This is a genomic window from Enhygromyxa salina, assembly GCF_002994615.1.
GTDB classification, from domain to species: Bacteria; Myxococcota_A; Polyangia; order Nannocystales; family Nannocystaceae; genus Plesiocystis; species Plesiocystis salina_A.
This window is the reverse complement of sequence record NZ_PVNK01000127.1, coordinates 61,014-84,280: the sequence shown is the minus strand read 5'-3', so window position 1 is coordinate 84,280 and position 23,267 is coordinate 61,014. Positions and strand designations below refer to the sequence as shown.

At 66.0% G+C, this 23,267-nt stretch carries 19 protein-coding genes and 1 pseudogene; 12 read left to right on the top strand and 8 right to left on the bottom strand.

What is annotated here, in order from left to right:
- Nucleotides 1–413: 413 nt before the first annotated feature.
- From ENSA5_RS13340 to ENSA5_RS13335, 3 genes and pseudogenes are all read right to left on the bottom strand, one after another.
- Nucleotides 414–818: a hypothetical protein gene (locus ENSA5_RS13340; protein ID WP_106392029.1), complete on the bottom strand. Its 405-nt coding sequence runs from the start codon at nt 816–818 to the stop codon at nt 414–416.
- 17 nt (nt 819–835) lie between these two features.
- Nucleotides 836–1,012 carry a hypothetical protein gene (locus ENSA5_RS37630; protein ID WP_181197723.1) on the bottom strand — a complete coding sequence of 59 codons (177 nt, stop codon included), beginning with the start codon at nt 1,010–1,012 and terminating at the stop codon, nt 836–838.
- Nucleotides 1,012–1,434, bottom strand: a pseudogene (locus ENSA5_RS13335) (endonuclease/exonuclease/phosphatase family protein); the annotation flags it as partial. The gene ENSA5_RS37630 and the pseudogene ENSA5_RS13335, both read right to left, overlap by 1 nt.
- 38 nt (nt 1,435–1,472) lie before the next feature.
- On the opposite strand from ENSA5_RS13335, the gene ENSA5_RS13330 reads away from it, so the two are divergent.
- Together ENSA5_RS13330 and ENSA5_RS13325 are read left to right on the top strand one after the other, a co-directional pair.
- A complete protein-coding gene (locus tag ENSA5_RS13330; RefSeq protein WP_106392027.1) occupies nt 1,473–4,244 on the top strand; it encodes an RHS repeat domain-containing protein in 2,772 nt (923 codons plus the stop codon).
- Nucleotides 4,244–4,495, top strand: a complete 252-nt coding sequence (locus ENSA5_RS13325; RefSeq protein ID WP_146155653.1) for a hypothetical protein — start codon at nt 4,244–4,246, stop codon at nt 4,493–4,495. The genes ENSA5_RS13330 and ENSA5_RS13325 overlap by 1 nt, the downstream gene beginning before the upstream one ends.
- Nucleotides 4,496–4,537: 42 nt before the next feature.
- Here ENSA5_RS13325 and ENSA5_RS13320 read toward each other — a convergent pair whose 3' ends face one another.
- Nucleotides 4,538–6,046, bottom strand: a complete 1,509-nt coding sequence (locus ENSA5_RS13320) for an IS66 family transposase (protein WP_181197722.1) — start codon at nt 6,044–6,046, stop codon at nt 4,538–4,540.
- A 781-nt stretch (nt 6,047–6,827) separates the two neighbouring features.
- Here ENSA5_RS13320 and ENSA5_RS37625 point away from each other — a divergent pair.
- Nucleotides 6,828–7,943 carry a hypothetical protein gene (locus ENSA5_RS37625; protein WP_181197721.1) on the top strand — a complete coding sequence of 372 codons (1,116 nt, stop codon included), beginning with the start codon at nt 6,828–6,830 and terminating at the stop codon, nt 7,941–7,943.
- Nucleotides 7,944–7,960: 17 nt separating this feature from the next.
- On the opposite strand, the gene ENSA5_RS13305 is transcribed toward ENSA5_RS37625, so the two are convergent.
- Both ENSA5_RS13305 and ENSA5_RS13300 read right to left on the bottom strand, forming a co-directional pair.
- On the bottom strand, nt 7,961–9,586 hold the full coding sequence (locus ENSA5_RS13305) for a peptide MFS transporter (RefSeq protein ID WP_258182837.1): 1,626 nt from the start codon (nt 9,584–9,586) through the stop codon (nt 7,961–7,963).
- Between the two features lie 124 nt (nt 9,587–9,710).
- Nucleotides 9,711–10,415, bottom strand: coding sequence for a GAF domain-containing protein (locus ENSA5_RS13300; protein ID WP_106392022.1), 705 nt, complete (start codon nt 10,413–10,415; stop codon nt 9,711–9,713).
- 699 nt (nt 10,416–11,114) lie between these two features.
- Here ENSA5_RS13300 and ENSA5_RS13295 point away from each other — a divergent pair.
- The 3 genes from ENSA5_RS13295 (at nt 11,115) to ENSA5_RS13285 (ending at nt 15,257) form a co-directional block, all read left to right on the top strand.
- Complete coding sequence (locus ENSA5_RS13295; protein WP_146155651.1) at nt 11,115–12,782, top strand: FG-GAP repeat domain-containing protein; 1,668 nt, start codon at nt 11,115–11,117, stop codon at nt 12,780–12,782.
- Between the two features lie 147 nt (nt 12,783–12,929).
- The gene (locus ENSA5_RS13290) at nt 12,930–13,943 is read left to right on the top strand and encodes a serine/threonine-protein kinase (protein WP_106392020.1); all 1,014 of its coding nucleotides are present in this window, start codon (nt 12,930–12,932) and stop codon (nt 13,941–13,943) included.
- Between the two features lie 285 nt (nt 13,944–14,228).
- Nucleotides 14,229–15,257, top strand: a complete 1,029-nt coding sequence (locus ENSA5_RS13285) for a hypothetical protein (protein ID WP_146155650.1) — start codon at nt 14,229–14,231, stop codon at nt 15,255–15,257.
- A gap of 158 nt (nt 15,258–15,415) precedes the next feature.
- On the opposite strand, the gene ENSA5_RS35935 is transcribed toward ENSA5_RS13285, so the two are convergent.
- Nucleotides 15,416–16,078, bottom strand: a complete 663-nt coding sequence (locus tag ENSA5_RS35935) for a hypothetical protein (protein ID WP_146155649.1) — start codon at nt 16,076–16,078, stop codon at nt 15,416–15,418.
- A gap of 72 nt (nt 16,079–16,150) precedes the next feature.
- Here ENSA5_RS35935 and ENSA5_RS37620 point away from each other — a divergent pair, with 72 nt between their 5' ends.
- From ENSA5_RS37620 to ENSA5_RS13260, 6 genes are all read left to right on the top strand, one after another.
- Entirely contained in the window at nt 16,151–16,849 is a 699-nt protein-coding gene (locus ENSA5_RS37620; protein ID WP_181197720.1) for a hypothetical protein, read from the top strand.
- A 53-nt stretch (nt 16,850–16,902) separates the two neighbouring features.
- Entirely contained in the window at nt 16,903–17,721 is an 819-nt protein-coding gene (locus ENSA5_RS13280) for a peptidylprolyl isomerase (protein ID WP_181197719.1), read from the top strand.
- Between the two features lie 425 nt (nt 17,722–18,146).
- A complete protein-coding gene (locus tag ENSA5_RS13275; protein WP_106392017.1) occupies nt 18,147–18,422 on the top strand; it encodes a hypothetical protein in 276 nt (91 codons plus the stop codon).
- Nucleotides 18,423–18,424: 2 nt separating this feature from the next.
- Nucleotides 18,425–18,907 (top strand): hypothetical protein, encoded by a 483-nt coding sequence (locus tag ENSA5_RS13270; RefSeq protein ID WP_106392016.1) that lies wholly within the window; start codon nt 18,425–18,427, stop codon nt 18,905–18,907.
- Between the two features lie 80 nt (nt 18,908–18,987).
- Nucleotides 18,988–19,761: a hypothetical protein gene (locus ENSA5_RS13265; RefSeq protein ID WP_146155648.1), complete on the top strand. Its 774-nt coding sequence runs from the start codon at nt 18,988–18,990 to the stop codon at nt 19,759–19,761.
- 11 nt (nt 19,762–19,772) lie between these two features.
- Entirely contained in the window at nt 19,773–21,896 is a 2,124-nt protein-coding gene (locus ENSA5_RS13260) for a hypothetical protein (RefSeq protein WP_106392014.1), read from the top strand.
- Nucleotides 21,897–21,905: 9 nt separating this feature from the next.
- Here the strand turns inward: ENSA5_RS13260 and ENSA5_RS13255 are convergent, their stop codons facing one another.
- On the bottom strand, nt 21,906–23,267 hold the full coding sequence (locus ENSA5_RS13255; protein WP_106392013.1) for a metallopeptidase domain-containing protein: 1,362 nt from the start codon (nt 23,265–23,267) through the stop codon (nt 21,906–21,908).

Genomic DNA, 23,267 nt, shown 5'->3' with positions numbered 1-23,267 from the left:
CCCCATCGGCATGAACGAGGTGCCTGAGGCCAGCGACGAGTACTGTGCCATACCGCGTTGTTTGCGAGATTTGGTCCCGCGCTGGCCACGGGAGTCCTTCGAGGTCGTACTTGCCCCCGTCCAGGCCGTACTGGCCCCCTTGGTCTTCGCCCCAGCGACCTTCAGCCCGTGCTCGATCATGGCGCGGAAGTCCTCCGCCCGCGCGGCGGCAGGACGTTGGTCGAGACGAGCCTGCTAGCCAGCGCAGCGTGCTGGCGCATGCCGAGCCGGGCCGCGAGCGAGGGTAGACCCACGAGCCACACGGTCAGCAGCTCGCGGCGGTCGAAGTTCCGATTGCGGAATCCAGCGAGCTGCTGGGCGGGGGCGGTGTGCCCGGATCAGGTCTGACGGGGCCCAGCGGAGCCCTGAGGTGCTCAAGCTTCTTGGTCGGAGCTCGGCGCCAGCAGATAGTGGTCTTTGACCTTCATGCCAAGCACAGCGACGAGATCCGAGAGCGTGCTTTGCAGCATGAGCACCATCGACACGGCGAGACCGCTCAGCACCGCGGTAAGCGCCGAGGTCACGTAGAACTGAGCGACCACGAAATTGCTCGCGCCGTCAAAGGCGTCGCTCTCGATCGCAGGAAATGCGAGGGTGAGGAGCAACAGCAAGGAGCCCACGAACATGGCGCTCGCCTGCCGGCCGATCCACTGGACCCGCCGATAGAAGATCTTGCTCAGGTCCGCGTCAGACCGGCGACTGAGGCCCAGTAAGTTGAGCATCAAAGCCAGCACCGTCACGCTCGCTGCGATGCCCGACGACGCCACGTAGGGCAACACCGAGGTCAGCGAGGCGACTAGCCTTTGGGCTTCGAAGTAGCGCCCGAGCCGAGCAGCACGGTGGCACCCGCGCCGATCACCAGCGTCACCGCGCCGCCGGCGGCGGCCCGAGTCACGTCGTGAACCCAGCGCCGGCGCGACTCCTCGTCGTTCTCGTGCTCATCCTTTGATTCTCGTGTCTTGGGCATGGACATCACTCCGGGCTGTCAGAGTCGTGCTTGTCGCGGGCGTCCTCGATGACCTCTCGGGCCTCCGCTCGATCTTCGCGGTCCGCGGGCGGGACCTCCTCGTGTCCCTCGCGCTCGGCTGGCTCATGACTGAGGGTGATGAGGATCGGAAAGTGATCGGAGCCAAACCGTCCGAGCCGCCGCATCTCGACGAGCCGGAGCTCCTCAGAGAAGAACACGTGGTCGAGAGGCCAGCGCATGATCGGTAGTTTGGCGTGATAGGTCGCGTAGATGCCCCGACAGATGCGTGGATCGAGCAGCCCGCTGATTCGCTGGAAGCGGCGGGTCGTGCTCGACCACGCGACGTCGTTCATGTCTCCGGCGACAATCACCGCCAGCGGCGAGCGCTCGGCCGCCGCGCCGACCACCAACAGCTCCGCGTCTCGCCGAACAAAAGCGCCTGCTGAGCCACACCAAGATCCGCTACATGGCCGACGACCTGTCCGACCCGCTGAGCCAGGGCACCGTCGAGAGTCGCGCGCTGCCCTACGACAGCGACACCATGGCCATGACCGACGCGCAGCGCAGCGCGGTGTTCGGCTCGCTGACTGGCGCGCCCACCAACACCGAGCTACAGACCGAGGGCAAGTACGTGCTCGCCAGCAGCGCCTGGTGGGTGCGGACCGGGCACCCGACCTACAACGCCAGCAAGTTCTACGCCGTGACCTCGGTCGACGACCCCTACGGCAACAGCTACTCGACGACCTACGACAGCCACAGCTTGCTGGTCGTCAGCAGCAGCAACCCGCTGAGCGAGACCGTGACGGCGGCGCACGACTATCGCGTGCTTGGCCTGTGGCAGGTCACGGACCCCAACGGCAACCGCACGCAGGTCGAGCACGACGTGCTCGGCCTGGTCGTGAAGTCGGCCGTGCTCGGCAAGGTCGGCGACAGCGACGGCGACACGCTGTCGGACCCGACGTCGACCGTCGAGTACGACCTGTTCGAGTGGAAGAACAACGCCAAGCCCAACTGGACCAAGACCCGCACCCGCGAGACCCACGCCGACGTCAACACGCGCTGGCTCGAGCAGCGCAGCTATTTTTCCGGGGCCGGCGGCGTGCTGATGGTCAAGGCGCAGGCCCGGCCGGGCCTGGCGCCCGAGCGCGACGGCAACGGCGAGCTGGTGTTCGTCAACGACGTGCTTCAGCACGAAGACACGAGCCCGGAGCTGCGCTGGGTCGGCAACGGCCGCGTGGTCCACGACAACAAGGGCAACGTCATCAAGGCCTACGAGCCCTACTACTCGAGCACGCCCGACTACGAGGACGAGGACGAGCTCGTCGAACAGGGCGTGACCGCCCTCAACCACTATGACCCGCTCGGCCGACTGATCCGCACCGACCTGCCCAACGGCACCTACTCGAAGGTCGAGTTCACGCCCTGGAAGCAGACCAGCTGGGACCCCAACGACACCGTGCTCGACAGCGACTGGTACGCCGAGCGCATCGGCTACGGCGGCAACGACGACGGCTTGCTCGCGGAGAAGCGCGCCGCCGAGCTCGCCGCGGACCACGACGGGACCCCTGCCGTGGTCCACCTCGATGTGTTAGGCCGGCCGTTCTTGTCCGTTGCCCACAACATCGACATCAACGAAGACGACGAGTACTTCGAGACCAAGTCGGTCCTCGACATTCAGGGCAACGTGCTCGAGGTCGAGGACGCCCGCGGCAACACCGCGGAAGCCCGCGTCTACGGCATGCTCGGCCATTCGCTCGAGGTGCTCAGCCACGACGCCGGTGACCGGCAGACCCTGCTCAATGCGCTCGGCCAGCCCATGCGCAGCTGGGACGACCGCAGCCAGCGCTTCTCCTACACCTACGACACCCTGCGGCGCCCGGTCGACCGGACCGTCAGCGTTTCGGGCGGGAGCGAAAAGTTGCTCGGGCGCATCGTGTATGGCGACTTACTCTCTTCGCCGGAGGACACCAACCACATCGGCCGCGTCTACCGCGTCTACGACGGCGCGGGCGCGGCGACCAACGTGGCGTTCGACTTCAAGGCCAACGCCCTCGAAGAGCAGCGCCAACTCGTCACCAGCAAGACCACCCAGCCAGACTGGAGTGCCCTGCTGGCAGAGACTACAATCACCGACATGGCGACGGCAGCCGCGTCCCTGCTCGAGTCCGAGACCTTCTCGGCCAGCAGCTCGCGTGACGCCCTCAACCGCGTGCTCACTGCCATATCACCCGACGACAGCCAGGCTATCTACACCTACGACGAGGCCGGCGCCCTCCAAACCGTCGAGGTCAAACACCGCGGCAGCTCCACCGCCCAGACCGTCGTCGGCGACATCACCTACAACGCCCGCGGCCAGCGCGAGGTCGTCGTCTACGGCACGACCTCGAGCCCGACCACCACCACGACCTACACCTACGACCCCCACACCTACCGCCTCGCCGAGCTGACCAGCGACAGCAAGACCCTGCAGGGCCTGCACTATCACTACGACCCCGTCGGCAACATCACCGACATCCGCGACGACGCCCAGCAGACCGTCTACTTCCAAAACAGCGTCGTCGAGCCCGCAAACTCCTACACCTACGACGCCACCTACCGACTCATCGAAGCCACCGGCCGCGAGCACAGCACCCAGGGCACCACCCAGCGCACCGACACGCAAATTCCCGTCGGCCCCCAGCCGATGACGAGTGACCCGTCCGCCATGCGGACGTACACGCAAAAGTTCACGTACGACCAGGTCGGCAACATCCTCAAGATGCAGCACATCCCCGGCACCGGGACCGGGTGGACGCGGCATTACATATACGACGACGAGGGCAACCAACTCGACGAGACCTCCGCCCCGGGCGACCCCGCCAACGGGCCCTACACCCACGCATACACCTACGACGCCCACGGCAACATGACCGCAATGCCGCACCTGTCGAGCATGGTGTGGAACCACGACGACGAGTTGCAAGAGGTCACCGTCGGAACCGAGACCGCCGCAGACAAGGCCACCGCGTTCGAAGGTATGGCGACTCAGATCAACAAACTCAGTGGTGGAAGTTGGTCGGCCGCTCGATCTGCCGGCGCTGACGGAGCCCATATCTTTGCCGGCGAGTTCGGCGAAGCGCTGGTAGTGTCACCCTCAGGGGCTCTGTTCCGGGGCAACATCACCAAGAACGGAAGCGAGTTCGGCGTCGGCGCGGGCGGCAAACTCCAGCCTATCTACTCCGCGCTAAAAGGACTGTGATGGCCGGCAAATACGAAGAAGCATCAGCATTGATCAGCAAGGTCGAAGACCCTCGCAAGCGCGCCTTCCTGAGTTTCGGGATGAAGACCGCGCTAATGGACGAAAAAGTCACCGAGGTGGACCCCGAGTTCGATGTCCACAGGTTGTTGACCATCCTCTCGAAAATGTTCGAAAAGCCCAAGGTGATCGACACCATCGTGAACGGGTCTCTCGACGACCTGACCTGGTTCTCCCAGGAGCCCCGTGAGTAGTGTTCGCTCGCGCCAAACGATAAAAGCATAGGAAACATCCGTCTATCCACGGCGCCTCCTTGTGCGCGATGAGCTGGAGCTGGCCACCGTGGTGTACCATCCTGCGCTGTTTGCGAGATTTCGTCCCGCGTTGGCCATGTGACTACGTCGAGGCCGCGCTCGCGCGGAGAAGGTCGACTTGTTCGAAGCGCTCGTACCCCAGATCAACAAGCGAGGTGGCGGGGTCACCGCGGCAAGGTCCACTGGGACCGAGGGCTCGGAGATATTCCTCGGCGAAGTCGGCGAAGCCCTCGTGATTTCTCCCTCCGGGCAGGTGTTCCGGGGGAGTGTTGGAACGGGTGGCATCGTTGCAGGGCAGGGTGGAAAGCTCACGCCCGTGTTCGAGAAGCTCACGCTGATAAAGTAGGAGTACGCAATGGAACGAGATGATCTGTTTTTGAACTGGGACGAAGCGATGGAGACCCTACGCGCCGAGCAAGATCCGGTCGTCCGGAACTTGCTGGAGAAGGCCAACACGCTGACCCTCACCGCAAGGGTTGAGGGGCGCCGTAGGCCGAGTGCCCCCTTCGACCAGTTGTTCTTCATCACCACGTTGCAGGAACTGTTCGCCGACAAGGACCGTCTTCGGGAAATCCTGGACGGGAAGTTGAATCGATGGTTTGAGGACGACCCCTGACGCAGGATCGTATAGACCACCGCCGCGCGCTCGGCCCCGGCGTCGGACCCCGCGAACAGAAAGTTTTTCCGCGTCAGCGCGACCGGGACGAAGTTGTGCTCCGCGGCCATGTTGTCGATCGGGATCCCGCCGTCGCTCTCGAAACGACGCAAAGCCAATTGATGCTTCAGCAGATACCCGATCGCGCGACCCAGCGGCGACTTCGGCGGCACGTCAGGCTCGTAGGCCCGACACCACGACACCATGTCGTCGTAGCAGGGGGTGCTGTGCTCGCGGCGGGCTGCGAGGCGCTCGGCGTCGCTGGCGTCGCGGACCTCGTCTTCGACTTGGTACAGCGCCTTGAAGGCTCCGATGACCAGCGCGGCTCGTGTGTCGCCGCTGTCGAGGGCCTTCACGAAGTAGCGTCGCGCGTGCATGTTGCACCCGCAGTCGATCAGCTCGGGACGCTTTCGCTGTGCAGTAAACAGCGTGTCCATGTCGAGCACTACGATGCCCTCGCGCAGGGCCAGGATGTCGCTCGGCCCAAGCTCACGTGGCCGCTGTCCCTGGGCCTTCTTGGTCGACGCGTAGACGTAGGCCGCGACCTCGGGCTTGGTCGAGGTCGCCCCGGCCATGCCCCACAGCGCCCCCCGACGCTTGCCCTTGGCGTGATCACGAGCGAGGACGTCGAGGCCCGAGCCGTCGAGGTGCATGACGCGAGCGCCGAGGACCTGGTCGATCGCCTCGAGCCACAGCGGCACCAGCCGCTCTGCGCCCCACTTGATCTGATCGCACAGCGTCGAGATCGACAGCGGCAGACCCAGGCGCTTGAAGGAGTGGCCGATCACCTCGCGCTCTTCCCCGCATGTCGGGCACGCGCGCTCGCCCTCGGGCACCTCGATGATGTTGTCGCGGCGCTCGAGCTCGGCCAGCAGCGGCTTCTTCAGCGGACTGCGCTTGGGCTTGGCCGCGTCGGCGAGGGCCTTTTGCCGCGCGCGCTCGGCCGCAGCTTCGGCCCGCTGCTGCAACAGCTCGTCCTGCTCCTTGGCCGTGAGCTCGTCGCTGGCGTTGTCCGCTTGCTCGCTCATCGCATCGAGAAACAGCTCGAGCTGCTGGCTGCTCACGCTGCTGAGGCTGCCTTATACCAGTGTGCTGGAGGGGCGGGGGCGTGGAGCCGGGCGAAGGCCGAGACGGAGTCTCCGCTGCGCTCGACTGGGTCGAGGACCAAGCGAGCGTCAGCCCTTCTTGGGTGCCATGACCTGCGATGGGTGGCATCACGGGGCGCAGTCTCCCGGCTGGACGCTCGCGCTCGAGCTCTCCGAGGGACTCTAGCAGCCCGGGGTGCAATGCCTCGCGGCGCCTCGCTTGGCCTTTTCGCCGAGGGCTTTGTCGCCAAAACTTGCAGTACGCCCGGTACAGCGGCGTTTTGGCTTCGCGCCCTCGGCGAAAATTCCGGCGCGAGGCGACACGATGCATTGCACCCCGGGCTGCTAGGCTCTAGGCCGTCGGAGAGCCGCGCCATGGTGGCGTGGCTCTCCGACTGCTACCATCCCACCCGTGAGTCGATCTTCCCGTTTCGCCCATGCTGCTGCGCTCGTCTCGAACTTGGCAGTGTTCTGCTCGCTCGGCTGCAGAGCCGAAGACCCGCAGGTCAGCGCGAACGAGTACCCGGGGCAGATGGCCCAAGGCTACTGTTCGGCGGTCTACTCCTGTACCTGCGACACCTATCCTTACCCGACCCCCAACGATTGTTTCGCCGAACTGCTCGGGGCCTACGACGAGCTCAACGATGCGGCGTACTTGTCGGGCCTGATCTATGATGGCACTTGCCCCGCGGCGGAGCTGAGCGCGATCGAATCACTGGCCTGCAGCGGGGCGGTGCCGGAGCCGCCCGCTGGTGTGTGTGTCCCGCCTTGCAAGGCGTGGCACGGGAACCTGGGCGCGGGCTTCGTCTGTGAGCCCCTCGCTACGTCGGCCGAGCTCGGCATCGCGTTCAGCGCTTGCGCGCAGGGGTTGGTCTGCACATCCGGTGTGTGTGTGAACCCTTGCCAATCTGCCGGGACGCTGCCGGGCATCGGTCAGCCGTGCCCGGAGCTCGTGTGCGCCCCCGGAGCGATCTGTGACGACACCTCGACCTGCATCGCCGAGCCAGTCTTGCCGGGCCCAGGCGCTGCGTGCGTGATGGGCATGTGCGATCCGAAGACCGCGATCTGTGTCGCGGCCGCGAGCGTCTGCGCGGCGCTGCCGACGACCGGCCAGGCGTGCATCGAAGGGCAGTGTGACGCCACGTCATACTGTGGGGCCGACAACGAGTGCCTCGCTCGACCTCCTCTTGCCTGTGGCCTGCTCGGTGCGGACGTTCCAGGCGACGGTGACGGTGACCCTGGTGACGGCGACACTGACACTGGCGACGGCGACGGCGACACTGACACTGGTGACGGCGACGGCGACGGCGACGCAGCGCTCTCGCACGCGGTCGATATCCAACCCATCTGGGCCGACAACTGCGCGCTCTCCAGCTGCCACGCACCAGGCGGCACGGCCGAGTTTCTCGACTTGAGCGTCGATGGATATTCGGCACTCGTAGGCACGCCCTCGGCGCAGGCTGTAGGGGCCAGCCTCGTCGAAGCCGGGAATTCAGCAAACAGCTACCTCATCGCCAAGCTCCGCGGCCAGCAGGCAGAGTTCGGCGGGATGGGGAATTCGATGCCCGCGGGCAATGGCGCGAGTCCACTGCCCGAGGTGACCATCATGCTCATCGAAGAGTGGATCGATGCTGGCGCGCTGCCCTGAGCGCGCGCCGCCGATGCCTACTTGACGCCGTGCATCATCTTGTTGAGCCAGCCGGAGAGCAGGATCAGCAGCACCCCGACGCCAACGATCACGAACCCGAAGGTCTGATAGGTCCCGATGTAGGTGTTCATGACCTCCTGGGCGGCCATCTCGGCCCCCTCGGCTCCGCCTTCCTCGGCGCCAGTCAGCTTGGCGAGGCCGGCCGCGACCTTGTTGGCGAACGCGAAGCTCAGGAACCACGCGCCCATGACCGTGCCGGTCAGGTGGGCGGGCGCGAGCTTGGTGACCATCGACAGGCCGATCGGTGAGATGAACAGCTCGCCGGTCGTGTGGAGCAGGTACATGACGACGAGGAACACCAGGGCGACCTTGTAGTCGCTCCCGACCATCGACGCGCCGACCAGCAGGATCAGGAACCCGCAGCCGAGCTGGATCAGGCCGAACGCGAACTTGAGCGGGATGTTGGGGTTGACGCCCTTCTTGTCGAGCTTGACCCACATCCACGAGAACACGCTGCCGAAGATGATGATGAAGGCCGGGTTGAAGGCCTGGGTGTTGGTCGTCGGCAGCTCCCAGTTGAGCAGGTCGATCTGGCGGTCGACGGCCCGGTCAGCGAACAGGGTCAGGGAGGTCCCGGCCTGCTCGAACAGGGCCCAGAACATGATGTTGAAGATCATCAGGATGAACAGCACGATCATCCGGTCGCGCTGAACCGTGCGCTTCTCGGGCGGAGCGGTCTTGCCGGCCTCGTTGGCCCCGCGCAGCAGGTTGATCACCACGATCGCCATCGTCACGCCGAGCAGCACGTCGACGAAGCTCAGACCGAACAGGACCTTCTGCTGGATCATCGCTACGGTGTTGACCCACCCGGCCGCGTCGGCGCCCGCGTCGGCGACCGCGCCCTCGCTGACGAGCAGGAAGTAGAGCACCGGGATGACCGCGAGCGAGCCGAGGATCGACATGTGCCAGCGGCTCAGCGGCCCCTTCCAGGGCTCGTGGAGCTTCTTCTCGTCGGGCGCGAAGCCGTGGCCCTCGAGCTTGCCCTGCCCGAGCATGAAGATCGTGATGCCGATGAGCATGCCGACGCCAGCGAGGCCGAAGCCCCACTTGTAGCCGTAGACCTCACCGACGTAGCCGCAGACCGTGGTCGCGAGCACCGCGCCGATGTTGATGCCCATGTAGAAGATCGTGAAGCCCGAGTCGCGGCGAGGGTCGCCCTCCTCGTAGAGCTTGCCGACGATCGACGAGATGTTGGCCTTGAAGTAGCCGTTGCCGATGATGATCGTGCCCATGCCGAGGAACAGCAAGGTGTTGCCCTCGGTCACGATCCCGTTGCCGACGAGCATGAACTCGCCGAGCGCCATCAAGATGCCGCCCATCACGACCGCGCGGCGGTAGCCGAGGAGCTCGTCGGCCAGCTTGCCGCCGAGGACCGGGGCCGCGTAGACCAGGGCCGTGTACGCGCCGTAGACTCCGTAGGCCGGGTTGTCGGCGAACAGCAGCTCCTTGGTCAGATACAGAACCAGGAGCGTTCGCATGCCGTAGTAGCAGAAGCGCTCCCACATCTCGGCGAAGAACAGGACGTAGAGCCCGGGCGGGTGACCGGACTGGGGACGAGGAAGGGCGGCGTTCGAGTCGGTCAAGATCCTGCTCCGGTGGACGGGCGATGCTGACAGGACCCGGTCGCCGCCGCAATGAGCGATGGCACGCGTGCGGGCGAAACCTCGGCCACCGACGCGGATCTGCTGCGGGAAGGGCGCGGCGTGCTCAGCGGCCCTGTCGGAGCAGGTCTTCGGCGGCGTCGGGGTAGTGCTCGCGCACGCAGTCGGGGCAGATGCCGTGGGTAAAGCGGCTGCCGGTCTTGGCCTGGACCAGCCGCTCGAGGGTGGACCAGCGGTTCTCGTCGTCGCGGACCTTGCGGCAGTGCGAGCAGATCGGGATCAGGGTGGCCATCGCCCGAATGCTGACCAGCGCGCCGTCGAGCTGGCGCGAGGCCAGGCGCAGGTCGAGCAGATCCACGACCTGGCGCGCGAGCGTTCGCAAGATCTCGGCCTGACGCGGGCTGAGCGTCCGCGGCTCTCGGTCGATCACGCACACGGTGCCGAGTCGGTGGCCACTGGAGGCGATCAGGGGGGCGCCCGCGTAGAACCGGGCGTGGGTCGGCCCGGTGACCAGCGGGCTCGCCTTGAAGCGCGCATCGGCGGTCGGGTCGTCGATGACGAGCAGCTCGTCATCGAGGATCGCCCACGAACAAAACGCGTGCTGGCGGCGGATCTCGTCCCGCTCGACGCCGACCGAGGCCAGGGGCCACTGACGGTACTCGTCGACCAGCGAGACCTGCGCGATGGGCATGTCGAGCGCAGCGCCGGCGAGCTTGGCGACGTCGTCGAAGCGCGCCTCGGGCTCGGCGTCGAGGATCGCGTACTCGCGCAGCGCCGCGAGGCGCTCATCTTCGTGCTCGTGCACGGACATCCCGTTCACGTTGCACTCGCTCCGCTCATGCGTCGAGCATACTTTACCCGACACCGCTTCGACCACAGCTTCAGTGGCCAGGTCTTTGGACCGAAGGTTGATCTTCGGCTTGATCTTCGGCTTGATCTTCGGCCTGCGCTGTCAACTTCACGCTGCTTCACGTTGGCGGGTCTGTGGGCTTCAAACTCGTGGATCAAGCTGAGGGCAAGGACAGCCCAACATGCCTGGAATCATCATCGGAGCCGCCGCTGCTCTCGGAACTCGTGCCTTTGGTTCACCGCCACCATCGGAGTGGGCGCGGACATCATGGCTGGTCCGAGGGACACCGCTGTGGACATCACGGTAGCGGACTGCGCGGACGCCGTGGCTCGCGCTGGGACGGATCGGACGTTGGATCATGGGCGCTGCGCGCCAGGTCGCTATGTTTGCCGACCGGCTCGACCTCAGCCCTGAGCAAGAGGACGGCACCCGCGACGCGGCGCAGGAGTTTTGCCGCGAGCGGCGGACGGTCAAGCAGGAGCTCGAGGGCTCGCGCTGCGAATTTGGCGCAGCCTTCGGCGCTCGCTGCTCGAGTGCATCGCGGTCGCTCACGGCGGGCACCGACTCCCACGGACTCCTTCGGCGGCCACGGACTCCTTCGGCGGCCACGGACTCCCACGGTCAAAAAGGTGACGGTTTGGCGGGTGGTACCTTTGGCAGATGATATCGCCACGTTTGATCCTGGGCCCGACGGTGACTGTAGCTGCGCTCTCGCTGGCGGCGTGCGCCGACGCCTCGCAGACTGATGGTGACACCAAGGGCGACGGGATCACCGACTCGCTCGATGCGGGCACCTCGGGCGACGGCGACGGCGAGCCCGGCGACGGGGACGGTGACCCGCCGATCAAATTCGACATGACGATCCCCGACGCCGGCGACACCGGCGGCAACGTCGACGAGTGCAAGGTCTCCGACAACATGAACGCCGTCGGCGAGTGCGAGGAGTCGGCCCCGCCCGACAGCTTCGAGCCCGACATCCAGTGGACCTTTGGCGCCAACGAGAAGAGCTGGGTGACCCCGCTGGTCGGCAACTTCACCGACGACAACGAGGACGGCGAGATCGATCTGTGCGACGTGCCCGACGCGATCTTGGTCTCGAACACCTCGATCAGCTACAGCTCCGACTGCTACGTCCACTTTCTCGACGGCGAGACCGGGGTCGAGCACTTCAGCATCCCGCCGAGCGAGCACGTCTCGTGCGTCGCGACCCCGGCCTTCGGCGACATCGACAACGACGGGCTCCCCGAGCTGGTCACGGTCTGGAACAGCCCGGGGGGCGTGTTTCGGCTCAAGGCCTTCGAGCACGACGGGACCGTCAAGTGGACCAATCAGACCGACGGCGGCTCGGGCAACCAGTTCTATCGCCAGTCTGGCGCCGTGGCGATCCACGATCTCGACGCCGACGGCGACCCGGAGATCCTGTTCAACCATGAGGTCTACGACAGCGACGGCTTCTTGCTGTGGGAGAAGAGCAACCCGCTCCCCGGCGAGATCGAGGCCAGCGTCGCGGTCGACCTCGACGGCGACGGCCTGATGGAGGTCGTGACCGGGCACTCCGCCTACCACTTCGACGGGACCGAATACTTCGAGAACTACCCGACGATCACCGGCCAGTCGATCCCGCAGATCGGCGACCTCGACGACGACCCCGAGCCCGAGATCTTCGTGACCTCGGGCCAGGGCCTGTTCCTCGTCGAGCACGACGGGACGATCAAGTGGGGCCCGGTCACGCCGAGCGGCGTCGCCGCGGGCGCGTACCTGATCTGGCAGCGGCCGGGCACGATCCACGACTTCGACGGCGACGGCGTCGCCGAGTTGGCCAGCTCCTCGCGCCAGTTTTACTCCGTCTACGAGGGCCCGCTGGCCAACGACGTGCTGTGGCAGGCGATGGTCTCGGACAACTCTGGCGCCGCCGGGGGCACCGCGTTCGACTTCCTCGGCGACGGCGTCGCCGAGGCCATGTACGCCGACGAGCAGTTCATGCGCATCTACGACGGCCAGACCGGCGAGGTGCTCCTGCAGCAGGCCCGGGGCAGCAACACGGTCTCCGAGTACCCGATCGTGGCCGACGTCGACAACGACGGCTCGGCCGAGATCCTCGTCGTCTCGATGACCACGCAGCCGGCCCTGCAGGTCATCCGCGACGTCGAGGATCGCTGGATCCAGGCCCGGCGGATCTGGAATCAGCACGCCTACTACGTGACCAACGTCCGCGAAGACGGGACCATCCCCACCGATCCGATCAACAACTGGGAGACCCTCAACACCTACCGGACCAACGCCCAGATCGAGGGTGGGGGGCTGTGCCTGCCTGACCCACAGGGGTGAGGAACCTTCGGGTTCTGGGACCCATCGGGTCGGGGCCCTGGCCCTCGATCTCGAGAGCGCGCACCCACGCGCGTGACCCGATGGCACGGCGCCGAGCTTTTTGCCAGTTTTTCGCGCAATCCGGCGTCGGTCCGTACTTTGGTGGCCATGAACACGGTCATCCCGGTGTCGCTGCTCCGCGAGCCTGCCAAGCCTGCCAAGCCCGCGCCCGCCGCCAAGAAGAAGGCCTCGCGCGGCTCCGTGACGCCGTCGTGGCTGGTCGACCCCGACGACGACCGGCTCATGGAGGGGACGATGCTGGCTCACACCAAGCAGTATCGGATCGAGGGCTGCATCGGGGAGGGCGGCATGGGCTGGGTCTACAAGGCCTGGGATCCGGTCCTCGAGCGGGCCGTGGCGATCAAGGTCATGAAGCCCGAGGTGCCCGTGTCCGAGCAGGCTCGCTTCCGCCGTGAGGCGATCTGGGGGGCGCGCTTTTGCCATCCCGCGATCGCGCGGGTCTTTGATCTGGTCGGGGTGCCGGGGCAGGGGATCTCGTGGTTCGTGATGGAGTACTTGCCCGGTCGGGACCTCGGCACGCTGATCACCCGCGCGCGTCGGCGCGACCAGCTGATCCCGCTGCGGCTGGTCGGCGATGTGTACCGTCAGATCCTCGGGGCGCTTCACTACGGCCACGAGTGTCAGGTCGTGCACCGCGACGTGAAGCCCGAGAACGTGTTCGTGACCCGGGATCCGAACACCAACTACGTGACCAGCAAGCTGCTCGATTTTGGTGTCGCGCTCGATCGCTCGGCGGACGCTTCGGAGCCCGAGCGGCACCTGGTCGGGGATCCGCGCTACATCGCGCCGGAGCAGACCGAGCACGGGCGCGAGGTCGATGGGCGCGCGGATGTCTACGCGGCGGGGGTGTCGCTGTACGAGGCGCTGACGAATCGGCATCCGTTTCGCGACCTGGTGGGTGGGCCCTTTCAGGCCCTGCTCGAGGCGCAGCGTACGCGGGAGCTGGTGCCGCCGAGCACGTACTTGCCGGATAGTTATCCTGCGACTTTGGTCTGTGGGCTGGATGTGGTGATCGCCAAGGCGACCGCGAAGGATCCGGATGATCGCTTCGAGAGCGCGCGGGCGATGCAGCAGACCCTGGCCGACGTGCTGAGCAGCTGAGCGCGCGTTGGCTCGTTGTTCGAGGCTGCGAGGAGCCTCGCCGCCGCCGAGGCCGCTGAAATGTTCGAACCACGATGGTGGCATTCCGCTCGCGGAGCTTGTCGGCCCTGACTGTGCACCGCCGAGGCTTCCGCGCAAGCCTCAGTGGATGCGGCGCGGGATGTCCGCACAATTTGCCGCGAGGTCCGGACTCGTTAACGTTGTTCGTCGACGTAGCCTTGTCTCGTGAGAGCGGCGCACACGCTGGCGGTGGCCCTCGTGCTCACGAGTTGCGGGTCCGAGCCCGTGAACTGGCGCGACGAGTACACCTTCGCGTGGGAGGGCGAGCACGTTACGGTCTACGGCTACGAGCGCGCCGAAGCCGAGGTCTGCGGCGGGAGTTTCGAGGCGCTCGACCAGAACTCTGCCGCGATCATCGACCTGCTCCGGTATGATGATTCGCTGCACTACGATTATTACTGGATGTCGCAAGATGTCTGGGACGGCAGGTGCCCGCCAGGGGCCATTGCGTGCACATCGTTGGGGGTGCCCTGGACTCGGAGTATTCCGCACATGCATGAGGCTGCGCACGCCCTGTCGTACCTCACCCCAGGTCACGGCTGCACGAGCGTGCTCGAGGAGGGCCTCGCCGAGTATTTCGGCGGACCCCGTTTTCACGCCGACTGGAACCATTGGTCCTCTCCTGAATTCGAGGGGACAATCAGTGAATTTCTCACCGCCGTGAAGCTGCCCGGGAGGGGCTATGAGCGCGCGGGGCACTTCGCTTCGTTCCTGGTCGAAGCGTACGGGCCGGAGGCCGTCGCGTCGCTGTGCCGAACGATACCCCACTTCAGCACCGAGGAAGACTGGCAGGACGCGACGCAGGCGATCCTCGGGGTCGAACTCGAGCATCTCCTCGAGGAGTACGGGCAGTACCCACTGTGCCACCATCAGCAGTACCGCGCGCGGCTGTGGGAATGCGCCGGCGAGCCCGACGCCGTCGCCGATCCCCACGGCGAGGTTGTGTTCGAGGTCTCCATGGATTGCCACGACCCGGGGACAATCGGCCCTCTCGCGGGTCGGATCGTCGCAACGAGGCGCATCTGGTTCCCCGAGGACATGAGGGCTGGGGTCTTTGTGGTCGGCGAGGACGGCGAGGCCGCGAACCTCGATTTCAACCTCGAGGAGTGTGCGCCATGCTCCGCCTATCCGGACCTTTTTGCGAATACCGATCTCACGACTGTGTTCAACTTTCGCGCGGGGATGTATGAACTCATCTTGTATTCGGAACCGGAGGAATCGGAGAGTCTCGTGATCCGCCTCGTGCCGTTCTGAGTGTCTGTCTGCGGCGAGGTGTCCGCCAGCGTCGCGCTCGCCGGGTCCGTCGATGAGGTGATTTGTGCCAGTTCTGCAGTATTTGCTGATTGTTCGAACGCATGGCATGGGGTTGGTGGCGAGGGCTGCGCTCAGTGTTGTCTTCGTATGTACGTCTGTTAGTGGTGGGTGACGAGGTTCGTCTCAGTGGTCGGAGAGGCTGTCTCTGCTGGGAGGTAAGTGGTGCAATGGCGTTCTCTGTTTGCTCGCGCCGTGTAAACTGAAAGGACATGTTTCGACACGATCGCGCCAACAGGGTCAATCTTCAATTGGTCCTCGCCGCCCCTCTCGCCGTCATGCTCGGGGGATGTGCGGAGGAAGAGGAACTCGGCGACATCTGCGAATGGGTGTTTGACCCGGGAGAATGTGGTGTCGCAGAGACGGGTGACGAAGAGGAGGGTCAAGATGACTACCCCGGCTGCACGCTGGCAGCCGACGGCCACGTCCGGACGGTTTTTCAGTGCAACGGGAGCTTCGAGGCCTCGATCGCCTTCAATACGCTCCTGGGCGACTGCGCTCAAACCCTCGGCGACCCGGAGTGGTGTGACGAGGTCCACCATTTCGGGGCGTTTGAGGAGCCCTACGAGATGCCGGCGGTCATGGCTTGCTGCGATGTCGAGAGTCCCCCCGAAATGGATGATGTCGTTCGGTATTGCGGCTCGGACATGGTCGAGCAGATTTGTCGGTCGGTCCCAACGCGCATTCAGAATTTGATCGACGACGGAGCCTTCCCCGTTGGGGAGAACCAGGCTCAGAAACTTCAAAACTGGCTCGCCGGGCACCAGCAGAGCTGCTTCGAGGCGCTGTACGAGCCCACCGATACTCCCGGGAAGATTGCACCCGCGTCGTGGCTCGTGAACGACGGCAAGAACGGCGCCTGGTCGAACTTGAAGGGGTTCACAATCACGCTGAAGTACGCGCAGGTGGACTCTGCGTCTCTACCCGAGGATGAGAACGGCTACCTGAGCTGCACCGACAACGACTTCAACAACACCGAGATCTTCGAGGAGGCCGTCCCGCTGTCCCCGGGCATCAACAGCGTCACGCACCTCGCGGAGTCCTCCTCTGGGTCGATCATGGGCCCCAAGCTGTTCGGTGGGCAAGTCTTCGGCGTCGGGAGCTTCGCGTCCCTGGCCAGCGGCTGTGTTCCGCCTTGGTGCTCGCTGCTCGAGATCACGCAGGACGGGCCGGGCGGTTTCTGGACCCTCGAAGAGCTCGAGCTGTACGGTGACGGGACCGTGTCGATGACCAACGGGAGCGCCACGATCCTGGTCGATCGCGCGGCGATCCGGCTGTACCAGGTCGGGCGCGGCGTGACCCGCGCGGGTCGCAGCGGCGCTCAGATCCACGCGATCCCGGCTGGCGAGGCACACTTCGTGTTCAGCGGCGTGGGCGGGGCGGCAATCTACGACGTCCGCTGGGGGACCAACGTCTCGGCGATCACGGCGCGCGAGGACGGCGGTGGGTGGATCCTCGACAGCTTCGTGGTCGAGCACCGCGATTCCGACGGCGAGAGCTGGATTATCACGGTCCCACAGACGACGTGGGAGTGATTTCACGCGGGCCCAGATTGCATCCCAGCCGTTCCCGCGGCCATCATCCCAGCGTGAGCGCCCGCCGCTTCTACCGCGAGCCCCTCTTGCACTTCGCGGTGCTCGGTGTGGCGCTGTTCGGTCTCTACGCCCTCGTGGGCGAAGACCGCGACGCCTCCACCATCCTCGTCTCGGGCGAGACCCAGGCGCAGATCCAGGCCCAGCAGACCCGTCGACTCGGCCGCGCCCCGACCCCCGAAGAGCTCGAAGCAGCCACCCAGGCCTGGGTCGACGGCGAGATTCTCTATCGCGAGGCCCGGGCCCTCGGCCTCGATCAGGGCGACCCGATCGTCCGCCGCCGCCTCACGCAGAAGCTGTTGTTCACCTACGAAGACGGCGCGGACCCGCCGGAGCCGAGCGACGCACAGCTCGAGCAGTGGATCCGCGACCACCCCGATCGCTTCACCGAGCCCCCCCGCATCGGGCTGCGCCACGTGTTCGTGCCGAGCTCCTCGCGCGTGACCCCGGAGGCGAAGCTGCGCGAGCTCGAGGCCGCGCTGGCCGGGGGCGCCGATCCAAGCACGCTCGGCCACGCCTTCGCCCTCGGCCAGACGATCATGGCCAAGACCGTGGCCGAGCTCGACCGCAGCTTCGGACCCGAGTTCGGTGAGCGCGTCGCGGCGCTGCCGGACGCGGGCTGGCATCGGGTCCGATCGCTCTACGGCTGGCACCTCGTGCACGTCGAGGCGCGCACGCCAGGTCGCCTCGCGACCCTCGACGAGGCCCGCGGCCAGGCCCGCGACGGGCTCCTGCGTGAGCGTCGGGCCAGCGCGCGCGCCGACGCCATGGACGACCTGCGCGCGCGCTACGAGCTCGAGCGTCCCGACGTCTAGCAGCCCGGGGTGCAATGCCTCGCGCCGCCTCGCGCCGGAATGTTCGCCGAGGGCGCGAAGCCAAAACGCCGCTGTACCGGGCGTACTGCAAGTTTTGGCGACAAAGCCCTCGACGAAAAGGCCAAGCGAGGCGGCGCGAGGCATTGCACCACGGGCTGCTAGGCCTGAATCAAGGGCTGCGCGCTCGACCCAGAGCACGCCCCCGACGGCCGATGCGGTTGTCGCCGAAAGCCACAGTGTGCCCGATACAGCTTCGTCTTGGCTTCGCGGCCTCGAACGCAGTCACGCACTGCGGGCCGCGCTGGGCAGGCTCAGCAGCCTGCTCGCAGCTCAGGACCTTCGACGGTCCCGCGACGGTCCCCGACGGTCAGGGGCGTCACGGCGCTTCACTCGGGCGCGGGGCGTCGCTATTGTTGAGCCGAGTCATGGCCAAGCACAAGCTCGAACCCGGTCAGACCGAGCTCAACTGCGCGATCGATCAGAGTCACGCGATCGTGGTTCCGGCGTGGGAGCTGCTCGAGCTCGCGCACGAGGGCGAGGACGGACCGATGCCGCAGCCGGACACGGGCGCGCCAGTCTGGGCGGAGCTGCCGGGCTTTCCGCCCCGCGAGGAGGAGCCGCCCGACACCGACGGCACCGAGGAGTGGTGGCTCGACACGCTCGCGTACGAGGGTGAAGACGAGTCAGGGGAGGGGGACTGAGCGTGGGCGCCCTCGAGTATCGCTTCGCCAGCCACTTCTCGCGTCGGGTGCACGAGCGCTCACCCGAGATCGAGGGCCGCGACGACGCGCTCGCGCTCGCGGTCACGGATCTGGTCACGGGCGACGACAGCGTGGGCTTCGTCGTCCGCGTGGCCGTGGGGCTCGAGGCCGAGCGCTATCATTCGTACAAGTTCCTCAGTCAAGCGCTGGTCGTGACCGTCGAAGAGCCCGACACTCGGCGCGCGGCCTGCTTTCGCCTGATCGATCCCTACATGCCCTACCTCGAGGAGGGCTCGCCGAACTACCGGCCCAAGCCGGGTCCGCACAAGCCGTCGATCGTGTTCTCGGTCGGGTTCGTCAACGCCCCGGTCCAGGTCCGATGTCGGCCGCGCGCGCCCGCGGACGGGCCAGCCTGGGGCGGGCTGTGGGTGCAGGCGACGCTGCAGTCCCTGCGCTCGAACCGGATCCTCGTCCACAACCGCTGAGCTGTCCGATGCGCGCTCCAATCCCGATCTTTGCGCCGCACCCGAGCTCGCCCCCGTTCGCGCGGGCGCGAGGCATCACCTTGACGCCTCCGCGCGGGCGCCAGGCCCACACGGCGTGGTTGTTCGGGGCGCTGACCTTGCCGATCGACGAGGCGCGCGAGCGCGGCACCGACTGGCTGCTGTCGCTCAACGTCACCGCGATCTCGCAGATTGACCAGGTGCCACAGATCGCGGCCCTGTGCAGGATCTCGGCCTTCCACGACGCGCCGCGCTGGCGCCCGCTCGCCGACGGGCTGTTCTCCCGGGTGACCTTCGCCTTGGATCTCGACGCTGCGTTCGCGTATCCGCTGCGGCCCGAGCCGACCTACGTTCACGTCTCGGGCCGCGAGCTGTGCTCGGACATCGTCGAGCTCGGCACCGACGAGGCCCCGATCGCCGAGCCAGGCGAGGACGTGGGTTCGCGCCTGGTCGCCGCGTACACGGCCGGGCGCGCGGGCGAGCACATCCGAGCTGTCGAGCTGTTCGAGGCGCTGCTCGAACAACGCGAGCTGCGCCTCGACGTCGACGCCTGCCACCTCTACAACGGCGCGTGCGTGCTCGCGCGGGCAGGACTGTACGCGCGCGCGCTCGCGTGGCTGCGCGAAGACAGCGAGCGTCGGGTCCGCGCGCACACCCGGGCCGTGGCCGCGTGGCTGGCGAGTGACTTCACCGACGGACCCGGGCTGACGCAGCGCCACACCCTCGAGGTCGCGATGCGCGAGCACTTCGCTGTGGTCGAGCGTGATCACGACCTCGACAGCTTTGGTACGCAGCGCAGCGCCGCGGCGCTGCTCGAGCTGGACCCCGAGCCCTGAGGAGCCGAGCGATGCCCCCGACCAAGTGGTACCTCAACCTGCCGAAGACTTTCCCTCGCAAGCTCGCGCGGGATCTGAAGAAAAAAAACGCGGGCACCGTGATTAATCTCGACGTGACGGCCGGCGGCGCGCTGGCCTTCGCATTCGACGCGACCGTCGACTGGACCGTAACCTACGACGGCAGCCCCGACGCGGACGAGGACTACGTCCCCGCCGGGCCAACCCTGGCCCGCGCGCGCTCGCCCAGGCACCACAACAAATTCAAGAACCAGCTGACGCTGCCAATGGTCACGGGTCGGACCTATACCGTCGAGGCCAGGCGGACGGGGCACGACGATCAGGTCCCGCTGTCTCGTCAGTACGAGACCTGGCAGCGCGTCTACTACACGGTCCACTACATGAATCAGGCCTGCCGGGCCATCTACGACGCGATCCGGCCCAGGATCACGGCCATCTTCGCGGCCGCCAACATCGAACTCAAGGAGCGCGCGGTCTTGGAGACCCGGGTCGACGAGCTGTTCACGACAGTCGACTCCCCGCTGCTCCCACACCTGTATCGCACCCGCGACAAAAATTGTGCGCTCGACCGCGCCCCCTGCCATATTCGTATGGTCATCGTCAACGACCTGGTGGATGTGGAACGCTCCTGGGTCAGCTTCGAGATCGACAACACGACGAGTCCCGAGGACGGTCAGTGCATTCGGCTCTCGACCCGCGGCGACGACCACGAGATCATCGTCTACGAGAACGACACGGTCGTGTTCGATACGGCGGAGCCGTTCGACGAGCGCTGGACCAAGATCACGGCGAGCACGCCCCCGATCGAGGTGCCCGACGAGTGCGTGGATGCGCTGGCGGATCACCCCATGTTGGAATTCGAGATCGACGTCGACGGCGACGCCGCGCTCGCGTACCTCCATGAGGCGTCGCTCGAAGGCCAGCGCGACTCGACCTGGGAGGTCACGCTGCGCGGCTCATGCCGGGGACGCTGGTGCGCGGAGGGGTGGTTTCGAAGGTACGAGCATGCAGTCAAGGTCGAGCTGACCCTCGCCAATGACGCGGGCAACAAAAAGGTCGCCGCGGGGCACTACGATCGCTACGAGTGCTGGCTCGCCGACGGCGGAGATACCCTGATCATCGACGACCCGCGGATGGTGCTGGCCGAGACCGCGGTCCAGACCATCACGGTGACGGCGAGCGGGGAGCCGCTGGTGCTCGACGCCAGCGTCGCCACGCGGGTCAGTGATGGGTGCGTGTCGATCGACCTCAGCGGCGAGTCGAGCATCGCCGAGGCGCTCGCGGTCAACGAGAACACAGGTGCGATCACGATCAACGTCGTTCGTTGCGGTGCGCGCGCCAACGGTGACATCGACGACGAGACCGACCACGAGTTCGTGGTCCCAAAAATTGGAGAATCCACGACCCACAAGGACGATGACCGCGCAGTCCAGTGTCGCTTTGGGTACAAGACGCGGAACCTGAACGTGGTCGGCGACAAGCTGCTGTTCGCCGCGGGCGCCAAGCCAAAGTTCGAGGTCGAGGTCAGCGCCGCGGTCAGCATCGCCGCCGGCGCGTGGAGCCTCAACGGCGCCGGGACCAAGCTAGAGATCGACCTCAGCGCCGATGGTGATCTCGCGCTCGCGGCCGCGGCCATGGCCGCGGGGCGCACGGTCGCGTTCAAGGGATACTTTAACTGGCGCCAGTCCTTCGGCGGGTACAACTTCGGCAAGGCCACTCACTTCGTCGCGCTCACGACCAAGAAGTTCGGTAATTGGGATGATCGGGTCATGCAAAAGCGGACAGTGTTGGCATTTTGCCACGAGATCGGCCACGCGCTCGGTCTCTCGCCGAAGCATTTTCGCAACTACAACTCCGGGGTCAATGAGGTCAATGATCGATACTATACAGATGATCAAGGTGGGACCGGACCCCACTGTCATTACAACGCCGAGCTGGTCACGGCCGGCTCGGCGCACGGCCGGCCGGACACGAACTCGGGCCAGATTTGGTGGCCGCGAACCGACGGTAGCGAGCTGTGTATCATGTATCACACGCTCAAGCACGACAGTGTAGCCGAGGAGTTCTGTCCGATCTGCCTGAGCCACCTGAAGCGCTCGAAGGCGCACTTCACCTGAGCGGCGAGCTCAGGGGAGCGTGGCTCGGCGCAGCTGGCCCTGGCAGTTGAGGCAGAACTTGCCGTCGTCGACGCCGTCGTCGGTCTTGTAGTGCATCGTACACAGCGGCCCATTGCTCGCGTCGTACTCGTAGGTGTACCCCGATACTGTGGAGCCGGTAGCGACCTGCTTGCCATTGTTGCGACAGTGCGGCCCGCTCCCGCCGTAGTCGTTGCCGTGGTACATCAGGTTCTCGAACGGCGTGCCGGTCTTGTCGTTCTCGAACTGCTTGACCAGGCCCATGGTGTGGGCCATCTCGTGGGTCATGACGCCGGCCAGCTTCTTGGCCGTGCTGTCGGGGTAGAAGGTCAGATCGAACGAGGGAAGGCGCTGGGTGGCGCCGCCCGCCGTGCGGCCATATTGTTCGAGGCCCATGGTCACGCTGATCTCGATCTGTTTGCCCTGCGCGAGCTTGGTCTTGGCCGCGGCCAGCGGCTCGGAGTTGAGGTCGAGGATCATGTCCGTCGCGGCCTCGACGCTGTCTTTGTCGACCACGACCACGTTGTCTTTGCGGATCTTGCACAGCTTCTCGTAGGCCTCCGTCTCCTCGGGCGGGAAGAAGTTGCGTTCCGCTGGCATCTCGAGCAAGGTCTCGCCCTCGCAGGTGACCTTGATCGCTTCGATGTACCCGAGGTCGCCGTCGGTGCCGGGGACCTGAGGGCGGAAGTGTTCACTGTCGCTCATGTCGAGCACGAGCAGGTCGCCGGACTTGGACCACAGCCGGTGGCCCGTGACGCTGTCGCGGGTCACCTTGAGTTCGAATTTCTGGCCGTAGCACTCCCACCTGGGCAGTTTGAAGGTCAGGTACATCTCACAGCGAGCGCCGCCCAGCCGCTCCGCCGTCCGCTCTTCACCATCAACGATGACGCCGTTCTTGATGACGTCGATGTAGGCAGCCTTGAATGCGGCCTTGACCTTGGGGAAGGCGCTGTTGAACACTCGCAGACAGTCGTTGTTGGGGCACTGGACGCTGAGCATGATTCGCCGCCAGGTCTGGAACTCGGCGACCTTGTGCTGGCGCGGGGAGTCGCCAAAGCGACACATCACGGTGTAGTCGATGCCCCCGATGTCCGGGAGGCGCATGTCGAAGTAGAGCTTGGTCTTGTCGCCGTTGGTCCCGCACGCAACGAATACGGGGTCGGGCAAGAAGATCTCGTCGTCGGTCTCGGCGTGGGTGACGTCCCAGTGGATCTGAGGTTGCGGACCGCTGCCACGCCGAAGGCTCAGCACGATCTGTTTGTTGATACCCAACTTGGTGTGCGAGCCGAAGTGCCGGCTGCCAGGGTTCTTGAGGTCTTTGTAGGCGACGTTGAGGAAGTGCTTCTTGGACAT

What these genes read in the sequence shown, in the direction of transcription:
- ENSA5_RS37630 (WP_181197723.1), bottom strand. Translation starts at nt 1,012, where the DNA reads ATGTCCATGCCCAAGACACGAGAATCAAAGGATGAGCACGAGAACGAC.
- ENSA5_RS13330 (WP_106392027.1), top strand. Translation starts at nt 1,473, where the DNA reads ATGGCCGACGACCTGTCCGACCCGCTGAGCCAGGGCACCGTCGAGAGT.
- ENSA5_RS13325 (WP_146155653.1), top strand. Translation starts at nt 4,244, where the DNA reads ATGGCCGGCAAATACGAAGAAGCATCAGCATTGATCAGCAAGGTCGAA.
- ENSA5_RS37625 (WP_181197721.1), top strand. Translation starts at nt 6,828, where the DNA reads ATGGCCCAAGGCTACTGTTCGGCGGTCTACTCCTGTACCTGCGACACC.
- ENSA5_RS13300 (WP_106392022.1), bottom strand. Translation starts at nt 10,415, where the DNA reads ATGTCCGTGCACGAGCACGAAGATGAGCGCCTCGCGGCGCTGCGCGAG.
- ENSA5_RS13295 (WP_146155651.1), top strand. Translation starts at nt 11,115, where the DNA reads ATGATATCGCCACGTTTGATCCTGGGCCCGACGGTGACTGTAGCTGCG.
- ENSA5_RS13290 (WP_106392020.1), top strand. Translation starts at nt 12,930, where the DNA reads ATGAACACGGTCATCCCGGTGTCGCTGCTCCGCGAGCCTGCCAAGCCT.
- ENSA5_RS13275 (WP_106392017.1), top strand. Translation starts at nt 18,147, where the DNA reads ATGGCCAAGCACAAGCTCGAACCCGGTCAGACCGAGCTCAACTGCGCG.
- ENSA5_RS13260 (WP_106392014.1), top strand. Translation starts at nt 19,773, where the DNA reads ATGCCCCCGACCAAGTGGTACCTCAACCTGCCGAAGACTTTCCCTCGC.
- ENSA5_RS13255 (WP_106392013.1), bottom strand. Translation starts at nt 23,267, where the DNA reads ATGTCCAAGAAGCACTTCCTCAACGTCGCCTACAAAGACCTCAAGAAC.